This window comes from Lactobacillus sp. ESL0233 (assembly GCF_003692995.1).
In the GTDB taxonomy this organism is placed as follows: domain Bacteria; phylum Bacillota; class Bacilli; order Lactobacillales; family Lactobacillaceae; genus Lactobacillus; species Lactobacillus bombicola.
The window spans coordinates 176,519-199,310 of the sequence record NZ_REHH01000007.1; the positions used below are offsets into that span (position 1 = coordinate 176,519).

23 protein-coding genes are annotated in these 22,792 nt (G+C 35.1%); 5 read left to right on the forward strand and 18 right to left on the reverse strand.

The genetic code is table 11. The annotated features are described in order from the left end of the window. Positions 1-3: 3 nt before the first annotated feature. The 8 genes from glyS to rpsU all read right to left on the reverse strand — a co-directional run bounded on the left by glyS (position 4) and on the right by rpsU (position 7,141). Positions 4-2,070: a glycine--tRNA ligase subunit beta gene (glyS, locus tag F5ESL0233_RS03855; protein WP_122058828.1), complete on the reverse strand. Its 2,067-nt coding sequence runs from the start codon at positions 2,068-2,070 to the stop codon at positions 4-6. Further along, positions 2,063-2,980: a glycine--tRNA ligase subunit alpha gene (gene glyQ / locus F5ESL0233_RS03860; protein WP_090091999.1), complete on the reverse strand. Its 918-nt coding sequence runs from the start codon at positions 2,978-2,980 to the stop codon at positions 2,063-2,065. The genes glyS and glyQ overlap by 8 nt, the downstream gene beginning before the upstream one ends. Positions 2,981-3,225: 245 nt before the next feature. Next, complete coding sequence (recO, locus tag F5ESL0233_RS03865) at positions 3,226-3,981, reverse strand: DNA repair protein RecO (RefSeq protein WP_122024677.1); 756 nt, start codon at positions 3,979-3,981, stop codon at positions 3,226-3,228. 2 nt (positions 3,982-3,983) lie between these two features. Then, positions 3,984-4,892 carry a GTPase Era gene (gene era, locus F5ESL0233_RS03870; protein ID WP_122058830.1) on the reverse strand — a complete coding sequence of 303 codons (909 nt, stop codon included), beginning with the start codon at positions 4,890-4,892 and terminating at the stop codon, positions 3,984-3,986. Next, on the reverse strand, positions 4,892-5,416 hold the full coding sequence (ybeY, locus tag F5ESL0233_RS03875; RefSeq protein ID WP_090092004.1) for an rRNA maturation RNase YbeY: 525 nt from the start codon (positions 5,414-5,416) through the stop codon (positions 4,892-4,894). Before ybeY ends, era begins: the two co-directional genes overlap by 1 nt. After that, positions 5,416-6,369 (reverse strand): PhoH family protein, encoded by a 954-nt coding sequence (locus F5ESL0233_RS03880; RefSeq protein WP_090092006.1) that lies wholly within the window; start codon positions 6,367-6,369, stop codon positions 5,416-5,418. The genes ybeY and F5ESL0233_RS03880 overlap by 1 nt, the downstream gene beginning before the upstream one ends. Positions 6,370-6,390: 21 nt before the next feature. Beyond that, a complete protein-coding gene (locus F5ESL0233_RS03885) occupies positions 6,391-6,834 on the reverse strand; it encodes a GatB/YqeY domain-containing protein (RefSeq protein ID WP_090092007.1) in 444 nt (147 codons plus the stop codon). Between the two features lie 130 nt (positions 6,835-6,964). Next, positions 6,965-7,141: a 30S ribosomal protein S21 gene (gene rpsU, locus F5ESL0233_RS03890; RefSeq protein WP_046306945.1), complete on the reverse strand. Its 177-nt coding sequence runs from the start codon at positions 7,139-7,141 to the stop codon at positions 6,965-6,967. A gap of 186 nt (positions 7,142-7,327) precedes the next feature. Between rpsU and F5ESL0233_RS03895 the strand changes: the two genes are divergently transcribed. The 3 genes from F5ESL0233_RS03895 (at position 7,328) to F5ESL0233_RS03905 (ending at position 9,747) form a co-directional block, all read left to right on the forward strand. Further along, positions 7,328-8,155 (forward strand): pyruvate, water dikinase regulatory protein, encoded by an 828-nt coding sequence (locus F5ESL0233_RS03895; RefSeq protein WP_122058832.1) that lies wholly within the window; start codon positions 7,328-7,330, stop codon positions 8,153-8,155. A gap of 68 nt (positions 8,156-8,223) precedes the next feature. Then, positions 8,224-8,772, forward strand: a complete 549-nt coding sequence (msrA, locus tag F5ESL0233_RS03900) for a peptide-methionine (S)-S-oxide reductase MsrA (RefSeq protein ID WP_122058834.1) — start codon at positions 8,224-8,226, stop codon at positions 8,770-8,772. Positions 8,773-8,868: 96 nt separating this feature from the next. Continuing rightward, positions 8,869-9,747, forward strand: a complete 879-nt coding sequence (locus F5ESL0233_RS03905) for a YitT family protein (RefSeq protein ID WP_122058835.1) — start codon at positions 8,869-8,871, stop codon at positions 9,745-9,747. Between the two features lie 76 nt (positions 9,748-9,823). On the opposite strand, the gene lanKC is transcribed toward F5ESL0233_RS03905, so the two are convergent. From lanKC to msrB, 5 genes are all read right to left on the reverse strand, one after another. After that, entirely contained in the window at positions 9,824-12,421 is a 2,598-nt protein-coding gene (gene lanKC, locus F5ESL0233_RS03910) for a class III lanthionine synthetase LanKC (protein WP_122058837.1), read from the reverse strand. Positions 12,422-12,444: 23 nt separating this feature from the next. After that, entirely contained in the window at positions 12,445-14,169 is a 1,725-nt protein-coding gene (locus tag F5ESL0233_RS03915; protein WP_122058839.1) for an ABC transporter ATP-binding protein, read from the reverse strand. A 73-nt stretch (positions 14,170-14,242) separates the two neighbouring features. Continuing rightward, positions 14,243-14,371 (reverse strand): hypothetical protein, encoded by a 129-nt coding sequence (locus F5ESL0233_RS08445; RefSeq protein ID WP_255409268.1) that lies wholly within the window; start codon positions 14,369-14,371, stop codon positions 14,243-14,245. A gap of 156 nt (positions 14,372-14,527) precedes the next feature. Next, positions 14,528-16,117 (reverse strand): type I restriction-modification system subunit M, encoded by a 1,590-nt coding sequence (locus F5ESL0233_RS03920; RefSeq protein ID WP_122058841.1) that lies wholly within the window; start codon positions 16,115-16,117, stop codon positions 14,528-14,530. Between the two features lie 193 nt (positions 16,118-16,310). Further along, the gene (gene msrB, locus F5ESL0233_RS03925; protein WP_122058843.1) at positions 16,311-16,742 is read right to left on the reverse strand and encodes a peptide-methionine (R)-S-oxide reductase MsrB; all 432 of its coding nucleotides are present in this window, start codon (positions 16,740-16,742) and stop codon (positions 16,311-16,313) included. 149 nt (positions 16,743-16,891) lie between these two features. On the opposite strand from msrB, the gene F5ESL0233_RS03930 reads away from it, so the two are divergent. Together F5ESL0233_RS03930 and tpx are read left to right on the forward strand one after the other, a co-directional pair. Further along, positions 16,892-18,079 (forward strand): aminotransferase class I/II-fold pyridoxal phosphate-dependent enzyme, encoded by a 1,188-nt coding sequence (locus F5ESL0233_RS03930; protein WP_122058844.1) that lies wholly within the window; start codon positions 16,892-16,894, stop codon positions 18,077-18,079. A gap of 85 nt (positions 18,080-18,164) precedes the next feature. Then, positions 18,165-18,659 (forward strand): thiol peroxidase, encoded by a 495-nt coding sequence (gene tpx, locus F5ESL0233_RS03935; RefSeq protein ID WP_090092021.1) that lies wholly within the window; start codon positions 18,165-18,167, stop codon positions 18,657-18,659. 55 nt (positions 18,660-18,714) lie between these two features. Here the strand turns inward: tpx and F5ESL0233_RS03940 are convergent, their stop codons facing one another. The 5 genes from F5ESL0233_RS03940 to ribD all read right to left on the reverse strand — a co-directional run bounded on the left by F5ESL0233_RS03940 (position 18,715) and on the right by ribD (position 22,683). Then, positions 18,715-19,215 (reverse strand): NUDIX hydrolase, encoded by a 501-nt coding sequence (locus F5ESL0233_RS03940; protein ID WP_122058846.1) that lies wholly within the window; start codon positions 19,213-19,215, stop codon positions 18,715-18,717. Between the two features lie 204 nt (positions 19,216-19,419). Beyond that, positions 19,420-19,791: a 6,7-dimethyl-8-ribityllumazine synthase gene (gene ribH / locus F5ESL0233_RS03945; RefSeq protein ID WP_370448340.1), complete on the reverse strand. Its 372-nt coding sequence runs from the start codon at positions 19,789-19,791 to the stop codon at positions 19,420-19,422. Position 19,792: 1 nt separating this feature from the next. Then, on the reverse strand, positions 19,793-21,019 hold the full coding sequence (ribA, locus tag F5ESL0233_RS03950) for a GTP cyclohydrolase II (RefSeq protein WP_122058848.1): 1,227 nt from the start codon (positions 21,017-21,019) through the stop codon (positions 19,793-19,795). Positions 21,020-21,024: 5 nt separating this feature from the next. Then, a complete protein-coding gene (locus F5ESL0233_RS03955) occupies positions 21,025-21,636 on the reverse strand; it encodes a riboflavin synthase (protein WP_122058849.1) in 612 nt (203 codons plus the stop codon). Then, entirely contained in the window at positions 21,637-22,683 is a 1,047-nt protein-coding gene (ribD, locus tag F5ESL0233_RS03960) for a bifunctional diaminohydroxyphosphoribosylaminopyrimidine deaminase/5-amino-6-(5-phosphoribosylamino)uracil reductase RibD (RefSeq protein WP_122058851.1), read from the reverse strand. It lies immediately after the preceding gene. Positions 22,684-22,792 lie beyond the last annotated feature (109 nt).

Sequence of the window (22,792 nt, forward strand, 5' to 3'; positions counted from 1 at the left end):
TAACTATTTAATAACCAGCTTACTTAAATCCCCTAATCCAGTAGCTAATTCTGAAATCAACTTAAGCTGTGCTAAGCGATTATTCTTAACTATTTCATCTTTGGCCATAATCATATTAGTTTCAAAATAAAGATTTATAATTGGCTGTATTTCAACAAAGCCTTCATATAAAGCTGTCAAATTGGTAAGCTTACTTAAATTATTTACTTCGATAAATAACTTATTCTCACTTTCATTTTCAAACAAGTCTGGATTAATTATGTTTTGCCCTTTGAATTCAGCTTTCTTTAAAATATTATTTATTCTAATTAAGCTTTCAACAACTGGCTTAAATTGTTCATCATCATGGTGCAATTGCAACACATTAGCTGCCGACAAAATTTGAATCGGATCTTGTTGATTGGAAGCTAACACGGCATCAATAATGTCATACTTAAATTGATTTCTTTGTAAGTATTGATTAATCCGATCCCGAATAAATGAAGCAATCTCATCATCTTGCAGCTCAGTCTTAGGTAACTTAGCCGAGGTTTGACCGTCAAGTTCGGTTACAATTTCAGGCAAAACTTTATTAAATGGTAAAGACCAACTTTGATTTAATAAAATACGCACTATCCCATATGCATAACGGCGTAGAGCATATGGATCGTTTGATGAATTGGGAATCATACCTGCCGCAAAAAAGGTAATGATTGTATCCAATTTATCTGCAATTGATAAAAGAGAACCAACAATAGTTTGTGGTAATTCACCTTCGGCAGTGGTTGGCATGTAATGCTCTTTAATTGCAACAGCGACTGTTTGTCTCTCTCCAGCTAAGCTAGCATAATGCATGCCCATCACACCTTGCAATTCAGCAAATTCACCAACCATTTGAGTAATTAAGTCAAATTTATATAATTCACTAGCCCGATTAAAATCAGCGATTGTTTGTTCATCTAATTGCCATTTCTCAGCTAAAAAGTTACCAATGATGCGAACACGTTTGATTTTTTCTGACATTGAACCAATCTTGTCATGAAAAGAAACATTATCGAGTTTTTGTACAAAATGACTAAGCGGATATTTTCTATCTTCATCATAAAAGAATTGTGCATCATCAAGACGTGCAACTAAAACTTTTTCATTCCCTGAAATAACATTTTCTAGAAAATCTTGGTTACCGTTACGTACAGAAATAAAATGATTAACTAGGTGTTCATCTTGATCGTAAACTTCAAAGTACCGTTGATTATCTTTCATTGAAGTAATCAATACTTCTGCTGGCATTTGTAAGTATTTTTCATCAAATGTTCCTGCAAAAACAGTTGGATATTCAACCAAATTAGTCACTTCCTCAAGCAAACTGGAATCTGGTTTGATTTTCCAATTATTTTCTTTAACCAATTCAGACATCTGCGTCACAATCATTTCTTTACGTTTAGTTGCGTCAACAATGACAAATTGATCTTTTAAAGCATCTTCATAATCGCCCGTATTAGCTAATACTACTGAATCACCTAAGAAACGATGACCTTCAGTTTTACGACCAGCTGTAATATCCAATAATTTGACAGGAATAACTTCATTGCCAAAAAGAGATACAATCCAGTGAATTGGTCTGATAAATTCAAAATCATTGGCCGCCCAACGCATTTTAGTAGGGAAGGTCATGGCCTTAACTACTTTATTCATGTTTAACAAAATTTCACTAGCTTTTTTCCCCGTTTTTTTAACATGAACATAGGCATACTCTACACCTTTAAGTTCTTCAAAATAAATATCATCAACGGACATTCCTTGCCCACGAGCAAAACCTTGAGCAGCTTTAGTCCAATTATTATCTTGATCTAGGGCGATTTTTTTAGCTGGTCCCTTTTTGATTTCATCAATATCATCCTGCTTTTCAGCAAGTTCTTCGACTAAAATCGTTAGACGTCTTGGCGTAGAAAAAGTTTTGATATTCTTAAACTTTAAACCATTTTCATTTAAAAATTTTGTGGTTTTGTCAGCTAGTTGATTCACACTACGGGTGACAACATGTGCTGGCATCTCTTCGGTCCCAATTTCAAATAAATAATCTTTAGTCATTTTCAAGCCCTGCTTTCTTATCTTCTGCACTCTTTAATAGCGGGAAACCTCTTTTTTCCCGTTCTTTGACAAAACAAACAGCTACTTCATGGGCAAGATTTCTAATTCTCGCTAAATATCCCGCCCGTTCCGTTACTGAAACTGCTCCGCGTGCATCAAGCAAGTTAAACGTATGCGAGCATTTTAAAATATAATCATATGCTGGCTGAACCAAATTTAATTTAATTAATTCCTGTGCTGTTTTTTCGTAAACATCAAAGAATTTTAACAAGTCTTCCTGGTTTGATTCTTCAAACGCATATTTTGAATTTTCATACTCTGCTTCTTTAAAGATATCGCGGTATAAAACACCATTGCCCCACTCCAAATCAAAAACAGAGTTAACATCTTGAATATATGAAGCTAAACGTTCAACCCCATAAGTAATTTCACTCATTGTTGGTTTAACTTCGAGTTCACCGACAACTTGAAAATAAGTAAACTGACTTACTTCCATTCCATCAAGCCATACTTCCCAACCGACACCGGCACACCCCATTGAAGGATTTTCCCAATTATCTTCAACAAAGCGAATATCATGCTCAAGTGGATTAATTCCTAAAACTTTTAAACTATCTAGATAATATTGTTGAATATCTGTCGGCGCTGGTTTAATTACTACTTGAAATTGATGATGTTGGAATAAGCGATTGGGATTATCACCATAACGTCCATCAGCTGGTCTTCTTGATGGCTCAATATAGCAAGCAGCCCATGGCTCTGGCCCCACAGCCCGTAAAAATGTATACGGGCTCATTGTACCAGCCCCTTTTTCTACATCATATGAAGGCATAACCATGCAGCCTTTGGATGACCAAAATTCTTCTAATTTAAAAATCATATTTTGAATGTTTAATTTTTTCTTTGTCATTTTTAATCCTTTCTGCATTAGACCATAAAAAAAGCCTATGCAAAACTTGCATAGGGACGAGATTTAATCGCGGTTCCACCCTAATTCAGGGAAAATATACCCTGCACTTAATTATTGACTAAAGGTGCCTTTTCCCAGATGTCCTTGCACTATCTAACACTCGCTTAACTGGTACTTTTCTTCTTCCTTATCATTGCCAAAATACAAATTAATTTTACCATAATCCAAGGATAAGCTAAAGCAAACTAAGTTAATAAATTTAACTCGTCTAAAAATTTTTTGGTTTTTAAGTTTAAGTCAATCGTTGCCTGATAAATTTGGTCAATTGCTTTTCGCGTTGCTTTTTTAGTTTGAGCGCTAATTGTAATTTCACCCAATCGTTCAGCTGGTAATAGCCCAATCGTTCTTAAAACAGCCGTTTCTTTAGGCTTTAGATGGAGGCGATTAGGATCAGTATAAAAATGGTCGCTACATAAAACCCCGCCATACTTTATTGAATAATCAAAATTGCCTTTTTCTTTCCTACAAATAACGCAGTGACGTAGTTCTGGCTTTACCCCAAACGCAGCTAAAAGTTGCATTTGAACGATTTGAGTAATCATTTCTGCGTCAACTCCAGCATTGATTTTTTGCAAAGCAAAATCAGCTAATAAGTAATATTGATCTATATGTTGATATTCAATAAAGGCATGATCAATTAAATCTAAAATGAAAGAAGAATACGCATTTTTATTTATATCAGTAAAAATATGATTAAATTGTTTGATATTTTTATAAGTTCGTAAATTACTAAGCCCATGACCATTGGTATAGATAATGTAAGTACCGTAAGAAAAGTTAAGTAAGGCTGCGCCTAACTTCGACTTGGGACGTAGTGCTCCGCGAGCAAGCATGGTAATTATGCCGTAATTTTTAGTTATAATTTTAGCTAAAACATCAGCTTCATTGTATTTTTGCCGTTTAAAAATTATTCCTTGAACTTCTTTGAGTTCACGTGCCATTTTTAGGACAAATCCTTCTTATTATAACCAATCTGCTTCAAAAAGCGGGGATCAGATCGCCAATTACGTTGAACTTTAACCCACAAGTGCAGGTTAACTTTTTCACCTAATAAGTCCTCAATTTGTTTACGGGAATTAATGCCTATTTGCTTAAGCATTTTCCCCCCTTTACCAATAATAATCCCTTTTTGCCCACTTTTTTCGACATAAATTGTAGCTTCAATTTGCAGCTTGTTATTTTCATGCTGATTCATTTGTTCAACCCATACGGCAGCTGCATGGGGTACTTCTTCGGCAGTTAAATTTAAAAGTTGCTCACGAATTAATTCACTAACCATAAAATATTCTGGCCGATCGGTAATTTGCTCAGAGTCATAGTAGGCTGGACCTTCTGGTAAATAGTCATATAAAACTTGATTTAAGTCAGAAATACCAATTCCCTGAGTAGCAGATATTGGTAAAAATTCTTTAAAAAGATTTAATTGACGATATTCATCAATTATTCCTAATAAGTCGTTTGGATTAACCTGATCGACTTTATTAATTAATAAAAATGCTGGTACCTTAACTTGTTGTAAAAGATTAACGATATATTCGTCACCTTTACCCATTTTTTCTGGTTCAACCATAAATAAAATTAAGTCAACATCATTTAAACTGGATAAACTTGCTTTATCCATGTAGTCATCAAGTTCACCATGTGGCTTAAATATTCCTGGTGTATCAACGAAAATTACCTGCATACTTGACGTAGTGTAAATACCTGATATTTTATTACGCGTTGTTTGCGGTTTGTTAGAAGTTATTGCGACTTTTTGACCCACTAAATAATTCATTAAAGTTGATTTACCAACATTGGGTCTACCAATTAACGCAACAAAACCAGACTTATTTTTTTCATTATTTGACATTATTTACCTCTGCCCTCATCTAACTGGTCTGCATATAAAGGCAAGCCATAGTTTTTTAAAATTTTACCTTGAATGGCAAACATTTCTTTTGCTTCGTCAGGTTCTATATGATCATACCCATTAAGGTGTAAAAAGCCATGAACAAGGGTGTAGCCAAACTCACGCTGCCAACCAGTACCATATTCTTCACTGTGTCTTCTTATGACACTCGGACACATGAACAAATCACCAATATCTTCACAAAAATCAGGATCTGCTGCAAAAGCGGCAATCTCAAACTTATCTTCACCGTCTTCAATCGCAAAGGAAATTACATCAGTTGGTCGATTTTTATCACGATATTTATAATTGATTTTTTGACTACGCTCTTCATTGACAAAGTTAATACTCATTTCTAAATTATTTTCTTTACCAATTTCATTTTTGGCTAACAATAATAGGTCAGTAATCCACTTTTGCCAGTTACATTTTTTATCTTGTAAAAAATCAACTTCATCATTATAAGTAATATCGATTGGGGTCATTAACTTTGTTCTTTCTTTTCATATGCATTAATGATTTTAGCTACAACTGGATGTCTAACAACATCATTAGCTGAAAACTGAATAAATTTAATATGACTGATATCTTTTAAAATATGCTCAGCGTCTACTAAACCGCTACGCTGGCGTCCAGGTAAATCGACTTGCGTCATATCACCATTAACAATCATCTTGGAATTAAATCCTAAACGAGTTAAAAACATCTTCATTTGCGCATCAGTAGTATTTTGAGCTTCATCTAATATTATGAATGCATCATCTAATGTACGCCCACGCATATACGCAAGTGGAGCAACCTCAATTACTCCCCGTTCCATCAAATGATCAGTCGTATTCGTACCCAAAATAGAATAAAGAGAATCGTAAATTGGTCTTAAATATGGATCAACCTTTTCCTTTAAATCTCCAGGTAAAAATCCAAGTGACTCACCTGCTTCAATTGCTGGTCGGGTTAAAACAATGCGTGAAACTTCACCCTTTTTAAAAGCTGCAATTGCGCAAACAACGGCAATGAATGTCTTACCAGTACCAGCAGGACCAATACCAAATACGACATCATTTTTTTCGATTGCTTCAACATAATTTTTTTGACCGATATTTTTCACCCTAATCGGTTTGCCTTTAGCATCCCGAATTAGAATTTTTTTATATAGATCAGGAAAATATTCGGTAATCCCCTTATCCGCCATTTTCATTGCGCTGACAATATCAGGAGCACTGATATTAATATTAGCACTAACTACATTGTCTAAGGCTTTTAAAACAGCAATTGCTTTTTGACAATTATTGCTATCGCCTGCAAGCAGAATTTGGTTTCCAGTATCAGTGATACTGATATCATATCCTTCTGCTAACAAATCAAGATTGCTGTCATTAACCCCAACTAACTTTTGAATATTTTCTGGATTTCTAGGAATAAAATTGGTTTGAGCCAATATCTTTGCTCCCTTTCTTGCTTAACTCAGTTTGTTTTTAACCAGGTTAGAGGCAACTTTTCCATCTGCCCTACCTTTAATTCTAGGCATTAAAATTTTCATAATCTTACCAAAGTCAGCTTTAGTTGCACCACTGACTTCAGCAATTGCTGCACTAACGATTTTTTCCAACTCAGATTGTGAAAGTTGCTTAGGCATATAGGCTTCAATAACGGTTAATTCTTTTTTAGTCTCCTCAACTAAATCAGTACGCTTAGCTTTAACAAAGTCAGCCAATGATTCTTCACGTTGCTTTTTTTCACGATTTAAAACTGTTAATTCTTCATCGGAATTCAATTCACGCCCTACTTTGATTTTTTCGTTCATTAAAGCAGCCTTAATCATCCGCACAGTGTTCAACTTAACTTTATCATGTGCCTTCATCGCATCTTTCATATCAGCCATTATCTGTTCTGATAAACTCACAGTAATCCCTTCTTTCTAATATAGCTTGCTTAAATTATAACAAATCTTGTTATAGGTATAAAATAAATATTCTTAGTAAAATATCTAAAAAACGACCTCTACCATAATAGATAGAAGTCGTTTTTTTATATTAATAATGCTTACGCTTGCGAGCTGCTTCTGACTTCAGCTTTCTACGTACACTTGGCTTCTCATAGAATTCGCGCTTGCGATATTCTTGCAAAGTACCACTTCTAGAAACGGAACGTTTGAAACGACGAAGAGCATCATCAATAGACTCGTTTTCGTGAACAACAGTCTTGGCCATATGTGATCCCTCCTTCCATTTCTTGACGTTTCCGTCATACATTTATTTAAATTATATCAAACCATATTCATCGGTCAATACATACAAGCAATATTTTTTAAAATTATTTTTCATTACCGTTTTAGCTATTTAAAATCTGTTAATATTAAAGGAAGATTGTATAATAAATGAAAAAAGGAGCAGACAATGACTGACGAAACCCCAAAAAAAGAAGTTAATATTATAATTATTTCTGATTCTGCTGGTGATACTGCTTTTAATAATGCAGTGGCAGCAGCAGCGCAATTCCCCGATGCTCAAATTAACTATCGGCGATATCCATTCGTTTATAATAAAGAAAAATTGGCAGAAACTTTTCAAGAAATCGAAAAGTATCCTAATTTGGTAATTATCTATAGTTTAGTTAAAGATGAAATGCAGTTACCAGTAATTCGTTTTATTCGGGAACATAATATCCATGGGATTGATATCTTATCTCCAGTGGTTGAAGCAATTCAAAGCGCTACTGGTAGCCGACCGCTTAAGAAAATTGGTGCCCAACATAAAATGAATCAAAAATATTTTGATCGAATATCTGCAATGGAGTTTGCCGTAATGTATGACGATGGCAAAGATCCAAAGGGCTTTTTAGAAGCTGATGTCGTTTTATTAGGTGTTTCTCGAACTTCAAAAACACCACTCTCTTTATTTTTAGCTAATAAAAATTTAAAAGTAGCTAACTTACCATTAGTACCAGATACGCATATTCCAAAGGAGATATATCAAGTTAATCCTAAAAAAATTATTGGTCTGACCAATGACTTATCCGTATTAAATGAAATTAGACGGCAAAGAATGATTGCCTATGGGTTAAATCCCGATACCACTTATTCAAATACAGACGCAATTAAAAAAGAACTTGATTCTGCCCAAACGCTTTACAATGAACTGGAGTGTTTTGTTATTAATGTTGCCAACCGGTCAATCGAGGAAACGGCTGCCTTGATTTTAGATCATCTGGGAATTGAAGAATAAACAAGCACTTAAGACCGGTCTTAAATATTTTTTACCTAAGTCCGGCAAGATGAAATGAGGTCAATAAAATGGCAAATATAAATAAGGATAAAAAACAAAATTTTCAAAAAGCCATCTTTGCTGGGGGCTGCTTTTGGTGTATGGTAGAGCCATTTGACACTTTACCTGGTGTCAAAAAGGTGATTTCTGGCTATACCGGCGGTCACGTCCCTAACCCTACTTACGAGCAAGTAGCCAGTGGATTGACTGGGCACACAGAAGCAGTTGAAATAACTTATGATCCAGAGCTGATGTCTTATAACCAATTATTAGAATACTATTGGCAAGTAACTGATCCAACTGATGCCATGGGCCAGTTTCAAGATCGCGGTGATAATTATCGCCCAGTTATTTATTATAATTCTGTCCAACAACAGTTAGCTGCCGAAAAATCAAAGCAGAAGCTCCAAGAAAGTGGCAGATTTACTGCACCGATTGTTACCAAAATAGAACCGGCTCAACCGTTTTATCCAGCTGAAGAATATCATCAAGATTTCTATAAAAAGGATCCCAATCGCTATGCGCTAGAGGAAGCTGGTGGTCGGTTAACTTTTATCAAAGAACACTGGCAAAAATAAAATTAACTGAATTTTCTCAGTTGGTTACCTCCCCAACTTTTGTTACACTGAATTAAATGAATTACTATTATTTAGGACAAAAGGAAAATGTGAATAATGGATCGACTCGATACCTTTAACAGACGTTATAATTTACTTTCAAAGATTTCAGCTTCATTTTTTTATTCAATTGCAGTAGCAATTGCGTTAAATCTTTTTTGGGGTCCGGGGCACATGTATTCTTCTGGTATTACCGGATTTGCTCAATTAATTAATACATTGAGTGAACGTTATCTCCCCTTCACTTTGACAACTTCAATAATGTATTTTGCCTTAAATGTGCCACTACTTTTAGTTGCTTGGTTTAAGATTGGGCACAAGTTTACTTTTTTTACAATTATCACAGTAATTTTGGGCTCGATTATGATGCGCGTGCTACAACCAGTTAATATGCATGTTGATCCCCTTGTTTGCGCAATTTTTGGGGGAATGATTAATGGCTTGGGAACTGGTTTTGCCTTGAAAAATGGCATCTCAACTGGTGGCTTAGATATTGTGGGAATTGTTGTTCAGAAAAAAACAGGCACAAGTTATGGCAAGGTAAGTATTTTTATTAATTTAGTAATTATTGCTGCTGCCGGTATTGCCTTTGGCTGGAATCGCGCTTTATACTCGGCCCTGACCATTTTTATTAATGGACGGGTGATTGATGCTGTCTATACCCAACACCAAAAATTGCAAGTCACAATTGTCACAGATCAGCCACAAGCGATTATTGATGGAATTCAAGAAAAAATGCATCGCGGCATCACAATTTTTCATGATGTCGAAGGGGCGTACAGTCACATAGAAAAAAAAGTTTTAATAACCGTTATTAATCGCTATGATATGTACGATGTTTTACAAATTGTTCAAAAAAGTGATCCCTATGCCTTCATGAGTGTCACCGAAGTAGAGCGTGTTTATGGGACATTTAAAGAACAAGAAATTGTTTAAAATATATCTATATGTGACACCACAAAAGCCACTCCATGATAAATGGAATGGCTTTTTAGTTATGTTAATTAAAAAATTATTTACTTCTTAGAAGTGGTAGCCAAGCATTCCAGGTATGTTGCTTAATATCTGTTAAAAGTAGCAGTAAGCCACTGCTTCCAGTAGTCAAATCTAAAGAACACTTAAAGCCAAATCTGCCAGGTACCATTACGCCGCCATTTTGAGCAACTAAGTAATTATTAAGTAAATTGTACTTCTTCTTTAAAGTCACTTTATTATTGGTACAAATTGCAAAGGCATTATCTAAAATCAGCAGGCTAAGAAAACCATCGAATAATCCGGCAAAAAAAGTTACAAAAACATCATTTTGCTTTAATATTTTTAATAAAATTTCTAATTCTTTTTTGGTAAAAACCTTAGGATCATCTTGTAAAAATTCTATCATTAATAAGGCTAAGCCAGCACTACCATGATTAACATACGGGATTAAACGTTCATATGAGTAGGAATTATCTTTAATAAATGCACCGTCACTTGTAAGTTGTAATGAATTTTTTATTACTACCTGGTAGATTCTTAAAGCTGCTTGCTTATATTGCTTTGCCTTTGTAACAATACTTAATTTCCATAAAAATAATGCTGCACCCAACCAGCCAGTAATTAATCCACTATCAGTTTTTTCGGTATAGCGTTCATGCTTAATGATTTGCATTACTTGTTTACCAAGATCAATTGCATTTTGTAAGTAAATAGTTTTTTTGGTTTGTCCATAAAAACATAAAAAAGCTAGTCCAACTCCGGCTAAGCCAGAATAAATTGAAATATCATTGGTTAACTTAAATGCCGCATTAGTCTGTATTTCTTTCATTATACTGTAACTAATTTTAGTGTAGCCTAGTTCATACAAAACAGTAGCAATACCGCTTAGACCAGTAAATAATCCGATATCTGTTGTTGGCTCAGCTAACAATTTTTTTAAATTTGGTAATTGTTGTTCGAGCCAAATATTAATTTCTTGCTCACTTTTCTGATCTAAAGTCTGTGATCTATTTAAAGCCATTATAGCGCCAAAAGCGCCATTGGCCACGGAATAATAACTAATTTCAGAACTATATTGTGGAATATCACCATAAATTAATCCTTTAAAGTTGTAATTCAAGTTGTCGCTGATTCCCTTAGCTACTTCGGCAATATTTTGATTTAACTGACTCAGTGAAAATTGTGTAGACGGTACTGTTAGATTTTGATAATAATACTGCGGGTGGCGTGAGTCAGAATTAAAATTCAAATTTAATTGCTTTTTTAAATTATGCAAAAATTCTACAATTTGCTTGCCAAATTCATTGCTAATATTCTTATCTTGTACGGCTTCTAATTCAGGCGCCCAATCAAAGCCAGTTGCGGTTGGCAAAATCATATAACGTGCTATTTTGTATAACGCAATTCGATCAGCTTCTGCAAAAGTCTTCGCATTAAAATCAGAATAGCTAGGCGTTGCCAGACCAGGATTGTAGGCTGCTGAAGCTTTTTGAGCATTTTCAAAATCAATTAACTTTACTTTATCCGTATCTAATATAATTATATTATCCGGTTGTAAATCACCAATTGCGATTCCCTTTTGGTGAATTTGGTTAATTGCCTTTAAAAGTGCCGTAATAATTTTGACCGTCTTCGTAAGATATTCATTTTTCTTTTGCTTATTTGCGGTAAAGGGATATTGACTATCAACAAAATCAGCTAGAGTATCTCCTTGAAGATATTCTTCAACTAAATATTGATGTTTCCATGCCTTAAAACTTTCATAAACATTAACAACTGTTGGTATCTCAGCTAGTTGTTTTAATATCTTATACTCGTGTTTAATCCGATTAAAACCATCATTGCCATTAGCATCTAAGCCCGCAAAAGCACGGCCTTCTTTTAGAACCCATTCCTTCCCCTTGAAAACTGCATGATAAACTCCACCAGCATTGCTATAGTGTAAAGAAAAATCAACATTATAATTCATTAGTTTTTTGAATTCATTTTGATCATAATGTTGTACATTATTTTTCAATTGTTCAGGTTCTACAATAAAATCAGGCTGATAATAATATGGTAACCGTTTATCTTCAACTAAGTCATGTTTATTATCAATAATGGCGTAAACTTCTTCACCGTCAATCACCGTTTTCATTGCCTTAAAGGCACCGTAACGGTAAAAGACATGGCTATCTTGCCATTCTTGATCGCTTAATATATATGGCCCCTCTAAAAAGTCTTGGGTGATTTCTGCTAACGCAGTCAGAAGTTGGACAAATTCAGTAGTATTTACGGGATAAACTGTAATAAACTTTCCCGACTCTGTTCGGTCACCATATTTGGAATTACTTAAAAGCATTGCATCTACTGTATCAATAAATTTATAACTAACTTGTTGATTGTTTAAGTACTGGCTCACCGTCAATAATAGTTTTTGTGCATCCTTAATATTAGCAGTTAGATGAATTTTCCAGCCTTGTTGGGGCAATTTATGATCAAATAAAATATAATGCCAATAGCTATCAGTTAATTCTTGAAAGCTAGTTTTAGGTTTTATAAATTTAAATTTATTTTTTGGTTCATCATTGGGATAATAAAAAAGTGAACGGTCGTTTTTAACAAATTTCAGGTATTCATTACCAGTTAAGTCCATTTATCTGTTTCCTCCTTGTATAATTATTTTTCAACTGCCAATAGTTCTTCATTAACAAATTGTTTATATTTAGGAACCAATTGCATCAACTCTTGGTGGGTACCACTGCCGGTAATTTGATGATTATCTAAAAAATAAATTTTGTCTGAATCAACAATTGTCGATAAGCGATGAGCAATGACAATTAAAGTCGTCTGGTGGTTAGCAAGCAACTCATTCAAAGTATTAGTAATAATTTTCTCCGAATTGGGATCTAGGTTAGAAGTTGCTTCATCTAGAATTAAAAAATTGGCTTGGCGTAAGTATGCGCGAGCAATCTGTAATCTTTGCCTTTGACCACCCGATAAACCAACTCCCTGTTCACCAACTAAAGTTTGTAAGCCATTGGGCATTTTTTGCACATCTTCTAACAAATTAGCCTTGTCTAGGGCGGCCCAAATGTCACTTTCTTCAGGAATAACAGTCAAGCCAAAAGTTAGGTTTAAATAAATTGATCCTGAAATAATCGTGTTTTCTTGGGTTACTACGGCAAACAAATTACGCCAAGTATTTAGATCGTAGTTAGTAGCACTTACTGAATTTAATAAAAGTTGTCCTTCATTCAATTCATACAATCTAGTTAATAAATTAATAATTGTTGTTTTACCAGCACCAGAGGGACCAACTATTGCTATTTTTTGGCCACTATTAAAACTTAAAGAAATATTTTGTAAAACCGGTTCCTTTTGATATGAAAAAGAGGCATTTTTCAACGTTAAACAACTATTCTTAGCAAACAATATTTGAGAATTAACTTGATAAACACTTTTTTCTCCTGGTGTATTCAAAATCTTATTTAATTCCAAAGTAGCTCCTTTAGCTTGCTTGTAACTGGTATAAAAATTACCCAACATATTGATTGGCTCAATTACCTGAAAGAGATAAATTAAAAAGGATACTAAGGTGCCAATACTCAAACTAGCCTGCTGTACACGAATACCACCATATATAATAATTAAAAGAATAATTCCTAAAGTAAAAACTGTTTGAATGGGACCTACAATTGAAAATATGCGATCAGTTTTATTTGAAACTTTAAATAATTCAACTACTACCTGCTTAAAATTTAACAAGACTGGGCGATAAGCATTATTCAGCTTAATACTGCGGATATTATATATGTTTTCTGTACTTTGACCAGAAAGTTCGCTTAATTTATTCTGGGTAGTGAGCGACAATTTTTCACTAATTTTTCCAATTGGATATGCAATTAAGATAATTAGTGAAAAAGATAAGACAATAAATACCGTCAATTGCCAATCTAAATGAAATAAAACGATGAATGATCCTAGCACTGTAATTAAACTATTAATGGTGGCTGGGATACTACTAGTCATAAAATCTTGAACTATTTCAGCATCATTAATTAAATGACTAGAAAGTTGACCACTTTTTTGATTAGTAAAAAAGCTCATAGGCAAAGTAAGTAACTTTTGCTCAATTTCCATTCTGACTTCAGCAATTTTTAAATTTCCGGCCACACTGATCAAGTATTGGCAAAAAGCACTAATAATTGAACTAAAAATAATGGTTAACACGATTACCGCAACTAAACGAAAATTGATATGTGCACTTATGTGCGTTTTACCGTCAATAAATTGTCGCACTATTAAAGGTATCAAAACCTCAATAAAGGTACCAAAAATACCTAAAATAAGCCCTAAAATGAACTGCCAAGAAATTGCATACAACTTTATTTTCTTATTCATAAATCTCACATTCTTTTACAATTAATAAAGACATATCTCATGACCAAAGATATGTCTTTATTAATTTATTTACTTAAAATATACCAAAGAAAGTATGCCCGCAAATTAACGACTTTCGTTTTTTATTATTGTATTTACTATGTTTTTGATGTTTGACTTTCTTCTTTTGTAGGCCAAAAATATGCCGCATTAATGAATCCATGTAATCGCTCCCTTTCATTGATATAATAGCATATTTGTCAAATCGATTAAATATTGTTTCTTCCTTTTTTAAAAAATCCTTTATTCTTTATTTGAATTATTTATAATTGATGTACTAATTTGATTAAAAAGCTGATACTTGCCACTATATAAAAACTCACTGGTCCCTTTTAATCTCTAAGACTTTTAAGTCTTTAGCAATTTTAGCTTCTAGTGCAGCGATGTCTTTTTTATCTTGGACCAATAATCTATCGATTTCAGTTAAATCAATTTTTTTATTTTCAGAAGTAGTAATATATTGTGAAACATTTAAATTATAATCATTAGCACGGATTTCTTCGATAGACGCTAAATAAGCATATTGTGGCATGGCTACACGTTTTTGATAGGTCTTGAAAATTTTATCAATGTTTTCTTGAGTTAAATAATTTTTCATTTTACCTTTAGCAAATTCTTTTGAAGCATCAATAAAAAGAATATCTTTGCTAGTACGCATCTTTTTTAATACCAAAATAATCATTGGCCTTATGCCCTCATAAAATAGATTAGGCGGTAGCCCTATTACAGCATCGATCTGATTACCATCCGGATGCTCAACCAAATTTTTGCGAATTGTAGCTTCTGCAGCACTACGGAATAAAACTTCGTTAGGAAGAACAATCGCCATGATTCCCTTTTCGTTTAAATGATAAAGACCTTGTAAAACAAAAGCAAAACTAGCCTTAGTCCGAGGAGCCAATTTGCCATAATTACGAAAACGGGGATCCGTTAACTTATTTTGGTTATTGTTCCAAGATTGAGGATATGGTGGATTAGCCACAACCGCATCAAAGGTACGTGGATGAGCAATTTCTTTAGTATTTGGTTCGGCCGGCCAATCGTTTTCGAGCGCATCAGTGTTGAACAATGTCATATTAGTAAATAAAACATGGTGCAACATTAAATTTATTCTAGCTAAATTGTAAGCGGTCAAATTTGCTTCTTGCCCATACAATTTAGCAATTGCTGAGTTATTATCATTTGCGACCGCTGACAAAATTGAACCTACCCCACAACTAGGATCATATACTGTGAACGATTGGGTTGCTTTAGGTAAATCTGCTGTCACTATTTTAGCTATTAATTTTGCAACTGCCGGTGGTGTGCAAAAAGTAGCCCCCTTCTTACCAGCTGTATATTTGCTAATTAAACCAGTAGAAATATCACCAAGAATATCTTTACCAGCTTCATCTTGATAATCAATACTATCAACTAATTTGACAATCTTCGCTAAAGACTTCACTCGTTCATTAGCTGATGACCCCAGGTAGGAATCGCCTAAGTTAAGATTACTAAAGATCCCCTTGAAGGTTTGACCTGCCGCTTTAGATAGTGCAGCATTCTTATCAAAATTATCAAAAATAGTTTGATAGTCACTTAGATTTACTTGGCCCTTGTCAATTTTATTTACTAATGACTGCCAAGTGTCAAGTGGCGCAATGGCATAACCAAGATTTGAAAAGATATCCTTAAGATAAGCATTTAATTCAACACCGCCTGCTTGTTCTAGGTAAGCTTCATTAATTGCTTGGTCTTTCTTAACATTTATAGCACTGCTACTAACAAGATACTGTTCTTGCTGTTCGGACAAGTAACGATAACATAGGAAGGCTAAAATATAATTTTTGGATTCAGTTGTATCCGTATTAGTCTCTAGCTCATTGGTCAGTGTCCATAACTGGGAACTAATTGTCTGTAATTTTGTCATTATTCTTCCTTTCTCATGTACCCATTTAGCGCAATAGTACTTTTGCTTTTGAAGATGGACTATTTGCTATTGCCTCATACTAATTAGCTTATCAAGTTTTTAGAAAATGTTAAATTAAGAGAGCTAAAAATAAAAAAAGCATCTAATTTATTAAAGAAATTAATTTGCTTTTTTATACTTTACATAATTATTATTATTTAAAAAGTTTGCGATATTCGCCATATCCCTCTTTTTCTAAGTGATCAAAAGGAATAAATTTTAAGGCTGAAGAATTAATACAATAACGTAAGCCTCCTTGATCTACAGGACCATCGGTAAAGACATGTCCTAGATGAGAGTCAGCCTCAGGACTCTTGACCTCGGTGCGTTCCATATTATGAGACTGATCACGATGATAAACTAGTTTTTGAATTGGCTTAGTAAAGCTAGGCCATCCACAACCAGCATCGTATTTGTCTTCACTTGAAAATAGTGGTTCCTTAGAAACAATGTCAACATAAATTCCCTTTTGATAAAAATCATCATATTTACCCTTAAAAGGATAATCGGTAGCCCCATGCTGCGTCACTTCGAATTGCTCCTTGGACAAATGCTTTAATTGCTGCTTTTTTTGTTCTTGATCCATTATTGTCACTCTCCTTAAATAACTATCATAAATCTATTTCTGAACAACAGAAAAATTAATTGCTAAATTAATATTAATTTAAATATTCTTAAAGCGACTACTGCGTTATAATTGTATCTATATCAAAATTCAAGAAAGGTTCTTTTATTATGCCAACTCTAGCAAATAATTTATCTGATACAATTAACAAAAGGATTGAAAAATTACCTAAATCCGAAATTCGTTCATTTAGTCAAAAAATATCTCAAATTCCTGGAATAGTTAAGTTGACTGTCGGTGAACCCGACTTGAACACTCCCGACCACATTAAGCAAGCTGCTATAGATGATATTAACCGCGATGACTCACACTATGCGCCAGAAGCTGGTAAAGAAGAATACTTAAACGCAGTAAGTGATTATCTCAAAAAGAGTTTAGGTGTGTACTATAACCCCAAAAATGAAATTTGTGCAACTGTCGGAGTATCAGCAGCCTTAAATGTTTCCTTTATGGCTATCCTTAACCCCGGTGATAAAGTAATTGTTCCTACACCTGTTTGGGGGGTCTATTTTGGTATTATAAAAATGGCTGGCGGCGTACCTATAGAAGTAGATACTTCTGCTGATAATTTTATTTTGACTGCTGCACATCTAGCAGAAGTTATGGAAAATGAAGGAAAAGGAGCAAAAGCAGTTATTTTAACTGATCCATCTAATCCGACTGGACGAGTTTATGCTAAAAAAGATTTAAAAGAGCTAGCAAAAGTTATTGTCGATTATAATTTATTTGCCTTAAGCGATGAAATTTATGCCGAATTAATTTATGCTCAGAAAAAGCACTATTCGCTTACACAAATTATTCCGGATCGGACTATCCTTCTTTCAGGATTATCTAAAAATTTTGCCATGACTGGTTGGCGAATTGGTTATATTGCAGCGCCAAAAGAAATTATGCAAACGATCTCCAAAATCAATTCCTTTATGATTACCTCAGTTACTGATAATGTTCAAATTGGGGCAGCAGAAGCTATCAGTCATGGTGAACAAGATTATATCGAAGCCCGAGCAATTTATGAACGCAGATTACACATAATTCAAACAGGTCTTGAAAAAAATGGGTTTACAATGGCTACACCTGAAGGCGCATTTTATATTTTTGCTAAAATTCCAAGTAAATTCGGTACAGATGATGTAGCTTTTGCTACTGACTTAGCCAATAAAGTTAAGGTAGGAGTAATTCCTGGTAGTTACTTTGGGGCTGGTGGTCAAGGATTTGTACGTTTATCCTATGCATCATCTGAAAAATGTTTAAGAACTGCCGTTGAGCGCATTACAACTTACGTAAATGAGCAGCTTTAAATAATTAGCAAGCATTTTATTTTGGTCCAGTTCAGTAGATAGTTTAGACTTTAGAGTAAACAGTTTTAAAGAAAGAGTAAACAAAATGCAAATTACAAGACTAAGTACCCCATTATCGACTAATGGTCAACCACCAAAAGTTGGCGAGATATTACCCGATTTAAAAATTGAAAAAGCTGATGGATCTATCGTCAACTTGTCAGAATTAATTAACAAACCCACCTTAATTAGCGTAGTACCCGACATTAATACTAGTGTATGTAGCATTTCAACCAAGCGCTTTAATAGTGAAGTTGACAAATACGACAATATTAATTTTTATACCATTTCAACTAACTCACCTAGTGACCAACGTAACTGGTGTGCAGCAGAAGGAGTAGTAAAAATGGAATTACTCTCTGATGAAAAATTTGATTTTGGTAAGAAGATGGGACTATTTATTGAAAAAATGGGACTTGATTCACGAAGTATTTGGATTGTTGACACTAACCAAAAAATACTTTATCAAGAATTAATTGTGGAAATGACGAATGAACCAAACTATGATGCAGCTTTAGCATTCTTAGATACTTTAAATTAAGCAAAGAAAAAAGTAACTAGGTAAAATACTAGTTGCTTTTTGTTTAAAATCTTGTTTAAAAAACTGGTCGTTGTAAAACTTGCCAAGTAGAAAAAGTTTGATCTTCTAAATTCATTTGCTCAGGATTGATGAGATACAATTTAGCCCACATAACTAAAGGAGAAGCATTGGTGAAACTTAGCTTTTTCAAAGGTACGCGTACTGCTCCTAATGAGTCTTGACCATCAAATTGGCTAACCTCACCTTTTAATTGACCGACAGCTTTTTGAATATTATAAAAAACGCAGAAGTGCTGGTTAAAATGCCAATTTTCATAGTCCCAAGGATATTTAAATGATGTAATCCCTAATTGTTGATAAACTTGAACTAATAAGCCGGTCTCTTCTCTTATTTCCCGTAGTATAGCTTGATCCAGCCCCTCTCCATCCTCTAAACTACCACCCGGTAAATCATAACGATTAGTATATGGACCACCATTCTTTTTAATGACAACAAGTTCGGACTGATTACCAATTATTCCATAACAGCCAAAGGCCAAGTGATATTTGTCAACCATTTAACTATCCTCCATAAATCAACTTACTGCAGCCAACAATAAACTATTATAGCTTGAATATTTATCTTGGAAAATTAAATCATTATGCTAGACAAAAACAAATTATAATTGCAGAAGTTGATCTTCGATACTTAGAACTTCTAGCAAATCCATTGCACATTCAACTCCCTTATTGCCAGCTTTGCCGCCAGCCCGATTAGCAGCCTATTCAACGGTTTCAGTCATTAAGACGCCAAACATGACTGGTACTTTGCCGGTTGCAGCAATTGCCGCTAATTGACTAGTTGTACCTTCGCAAACATACGTAAAGTGCGCCGTTTCACCCCTAATTATCGCTCCTAAAGTAATTATGCCGTCGACTTTGCCGCTTTGAGCCAAGTAATTGACAACCCGAGCTATTTCAAAAGCCCCCGGGACACGAACAACTATAATTTGCTCGTCAGCGATTCCGCCTTTACTTAATTGGGCAACGGCACCATTAAGCAGACGCTCAGTTATAACATTGTTAAATTGGGCAACGACAATTCCAACTCTTTTTGTTTGGTCAGCAGTTATTTTACCAGTGATTTCCTGCATGCTAATTTACCTCGCTTAATAGATGATTCATTTGGTGTTTTTTAGTCAATAAGTAGTTTTGATTTTCTTTTGTCATTCCGACTTCAAGCGGTATTCGTTTGCTGACTTTAATGCCATAGTTTTCTAATTGGGCAACTTTATCAGGATTATTGGTCATTAAGTGAACTTCTGTAATACCTTTTTGCTTTAAAATGGTAGCGGCCAGCTGATAACTGCGCGCATCAACTGGTAAGCCTAAATGCTGATTTGCCTTTACTGTATCCATTCCTTGATCCTGCAGTTCGTACGCCCGTAATTTATTCATTAAACCGATTCCGCGCCCTTCTTGACGTAAATATAAAACGGCACCGGCGCCATTCTTTTCGATTTGTTTTAAAGCTTCCTGCAATTGTGCTCCACAATCGCAGCGTTTGGAGCCAAAAACATCCCCGGTTAAACATTCACTATGCAGCCTGAGTAGTAAGGGGGGCCCAGCTTTAATTTCACCTTTGCTAATTAATAGTGTGGGCTCTTTTTCTAACTGCTGGTGTTCCCGAAAACCTTCAAGTTGAAAAGTGCCGTATTTGGTAGGCAAGGCCACTCTTGCAAAAGATTCAACTGCCAGCTTTTTCTGAGTTTGAAATTTACGGTATTCAATCAATTCCTCAATCGTTAAATAGGGAATTCCTAATCCTTCAGCCAAGGCCTTCAAGTCTTTGCGCCGGGCCATTGTGCCATCTTTTTTGATGCATTCGCAAATGTAACCTACAGGAGCAGCGCCAGCTAGACGGGCTAAATCAAGCGCTGCTTCGGTATGACCGGTTCGTTCTAAAACACCGCCTTCTTTTGCAACTAAAGGAAAGACGTGGCCGGGATGATAAAAATTGGACCAGTGACTGTTAGGATCAGCTAATCTTTTAATTGTTTTAGCCCGATCAAAAGCGGAAATTCCAGTGGTCGTTTCGGTGGCATCAACGCTTAGTGTAAATGCCGTACCAAAACTATCATTAGAATCAGTTTTAATGGGTTCAAGCTGCAGCCGTTGCGCATATTCCTTGCTCATTGTCACACACAAAAGCCCGCGAGCTTTACTAATCATCATATTAACCGCTGCTGGCGTTACTTTTTCAGCTAAACCGATCATGTCGCCTTCTGCTTCACGCTGAGGTGAGTCAGCCACAATTACAAGTCCGCCTTTTTTCAAATGATTTAAGATTTCTTGCATTTTGCTATTTAATTGTTCATTCATTTTAATTACCTAACGTATTCTTTTTTCCAAATTTGTAATTGTTTGATGACATAACGGCCAATCATATCCGTTTCAATATTGACCAAATCATTAAGCTGATAATTTGCCAAGGTCGTATGTGCAATGGTGTATGGTATTAAGCTAACACCAAATAAATCATCTTTTGCCATCGTGACGGTCAAACCAATGCCATCAATTGCAATGGAACCTTTTTCAACAATCAAGGGCGCATATCTTGCTGGCACCCTAAACTGCAATTCAAGCGAATTTTCATTTTCTGTTTTCTTGATTAATGTAGCCGTCGTATCAACATGGCCCGCAACGATGTGCCCATCTAACTTGTCATTTAATGAAATTGCGGGTTCCAAATTTACTAGGTTATTGAGCTGTAATTTACCTAGATTCGTTCTTTTCATCGTTTCTGGCATGACGTCAACTGTAAAATCTGTGGCCGTGCAATTAGTGACGGTTAAGCAAATTCCATTCACCGCAATACTTGCGCCTAAAGGCAAATTTTTCAGGTCGGTTTGCGGACTGCTGATTATCAATTTTGCATGTTCTTGAGTAGCTTCTAGATTGACAATTTTTCCCGTTGCTTTAATCGTTCCTGTAAACACTTATTCTCTCCTTAAACAAATTCGCACATCTTCACCGCATGTTCTTAAATCAACCAGTTGATAATGCAGTGGCCGCTCTAATCGCGGCCCCATAGCGACTGGCATAGCCGTTCCGCCTAAAATGACTGGCGCTACGTAAGCAACTATTTTATCTACCAGTTTGGCCGCCATAAATTGCGCTTGTAGATTGCTGCCGCCTTCAATCAGTAGTGACTGAATTTCTTTTTCAGCCAATAAACGCATAATTTTGGCAGGTGTCCACTCTTGGTCAACAAAACAAGTAACATTTTCTCTTACTGATTTTGTCAAAGCTACATTGCTCAACAGCCAAATTCTGCCTGGCAAATTAAATAACTTCTTATTAAAGTCTAAGCAGTTAGCATCATGCGTTAAAACGATTCTAACTGGTGGAACGGGTAGCTTTTTAATTCTGACAGTCAATGCAGGATTATCAATTCGCAAGGTATTAGCCCCAATTAAAATAGCCTGCTGATCAAGGCGCAACACTTGCGTATCTAATTGCGCTGCTTGGCCAGTTATGAACGTGCGCTTTTCTTGCTCTTCGTTAAGTTTGCCGTCAACTGACATTGCATATTTTAAAGTAACAAGCGGACGCTGTCTTTGGTAGAAAAAGTTATACGCCTCGTTCAAAAATTCTGTTTGGCCCAGCAATTTAGTTTTAACCCCATGCGCTTCTAAATAACTGATTCCTTTGCCGCTAACTATTTGATGAGGATCGACTTGCCCAATAATTACCTGCTTTATTCCTGCTGCTGCAATTTGATAAGAACATGGTGGTTGCTTGCCGTAATGACTGCAAGGTTCTAAAGTAACGTAAAGGGTTGCCCCCTGAGCCAATCTAAGATCTGCTAAATTATTCAAAGCATCGACTTCGGCGTGCACACCACCAAATTGATGATGGTAGCCAGTGGCAAGAACTTGGTCTTTTTTGACAATAACCGCACCAACTAAGGGATTGGTTTGCGTCATCCCACGTGCCTTAAGCGCTTCTTCTGCCGCCAGTTTCATATAATCACTATCTTGCAATTTTTACACCTCCTAACTAAAAAACTCGTTGATGTAAAATCAACGAGGCTTAAAAAGATTAATTAAATATGATTCCAGCGAAGTATACGCAACGCTACTATCAAATTAG

Excerpts from the sequence above, each read along its gene's own strand:
- glyS (WP_122058828.1), bottom strand. The coding sequence starts at position 2,070 with ATGACTAAAGATTATTTATTTGAAATTGGGACCGAAGAGATGCCAGCA.
- glyQ (WP_090091999.1), bottom strand. The coding sequence starts at position 2,980 with ATGACAAAGAAAAAATTAAACATTCAAAATATGATTTTTAAATTAGAA.
- recO (WP_122024677.1), bottom strand. The coding sequence starts at position 3,981 with ATGGCACGTGAACTCAAAGAAGTTCAAGGAATAATTTTTAAACGGCAA.
- era (WP_122058830.1), bottom strand. The coding sequence starts at position 4,892 with ATGTCAAATAATGAAAAAAATAAGTCTGGTTTTGTTGCGTTAATTGGT.
- ybeY (WP_090092004.1), bottom strand. The coding sequence starts at position 5,416 with ATGACCCCAATCGATATTACTTATAATGATGAAGTTGATTTTTTACAA.
- rpsU (WP_046306945.1), bottom strand. The coding sequence starts at position 7,141 with ATGGCCAAGACTGTTGTTCACGAAAACGAGTCTATTGATGATGCTCTT.
- F5ESL0233_RS03895 (WP_122058832.1), top strand. The coding sequence starts at position 7,328 with ATGACTGACGAAACCCCAAAAAAAGAAGTTAATATTATAATTATTTCT.
- msrA (WP_122058834.1), top strand. The coding sequence starts at position 8,224 with ATGGCAAATATAAATAAGGATAAAAAACAAAATTTTCAAAAAGCCATC.
- F5ESL0233_RS03905 (WP_122058835.1), top strand. The coding sequence starts at position 8,869 with ATGGATCGACTCGATACCTTTAACAGACGTTATAATTTACTTTCAAAG.
- lanKC (WP_122058837.1), bottom strand. The coding sequence starts at position 12,421 with ATGGACTTAACTGGTAATGAATACCTGAAATTTGTTAAAAACGACCGT.
- F5ESL0233_RS03915 (WP_122058839.1), bottom strand. The coding sequence starts at position 14,169 with ATGAATAAGAAAATAAAGTTGTATGCAATTTCTTGGCAGTTCATTTTA.
- F5ESL0233_RS08445 (WP_255409268.1), bottom strand. The coding sequence starts at position 14,371 with ATGGATTCATTAATGCGGCATATTTTTGGCCTACAAAAGAAGAAAGTC.
- F5ESL0233_RS03920 (WP_122058841.1), bottom strand. The coding sequence starts at position 16,117 with ATGACAAAATTACAGACAATTAGTTCCCAGTTATGGACACTGACCAAT.
- msrB (WP_122058843.1), bottom strand. The coding sequence starts at position 16,742 with ATGGATCAAGAACAAAAAAAGCAGCAATTAAAGCATTTGTCCAAGGAG.
- F5ESL0233_RS03930 (WP_122058844.1), top strand. The coding sequence starts at position 16,892 with ATGCCAACTCTAGCAAATAATTTATCTGATACAATTAACAAAAGGATT.
- tpx (WP_090092021.1), top strand. The coding sequence starts at position 18,165 with ATGCAAATTACAAGACTAAGTACCCCATTATCGACTAATGGTCAACCA.
- F5ESL0233_RS03940 (WP_122058846.1), bottom strand. The coding sequence starts at position 19,215 with ATGGTTGACAAATATCACTTGGCCTTTGGCTGTTATGGAATAATTGGT.
- ribH (WP_370448340.1), bottom strand. The coding sequence starts at position 19,791 with ATGCAGGAAATCACTGGTAAAATAACTGCTGACCAAACAAAAAGAGTT.
- ribA (WP_122058848.1), bottom strand. The coding sequence starts at position 21,019 with ATGAATGAACAATTAAATAGCAAAATGCAAGAAATCTTAAATCATTTG.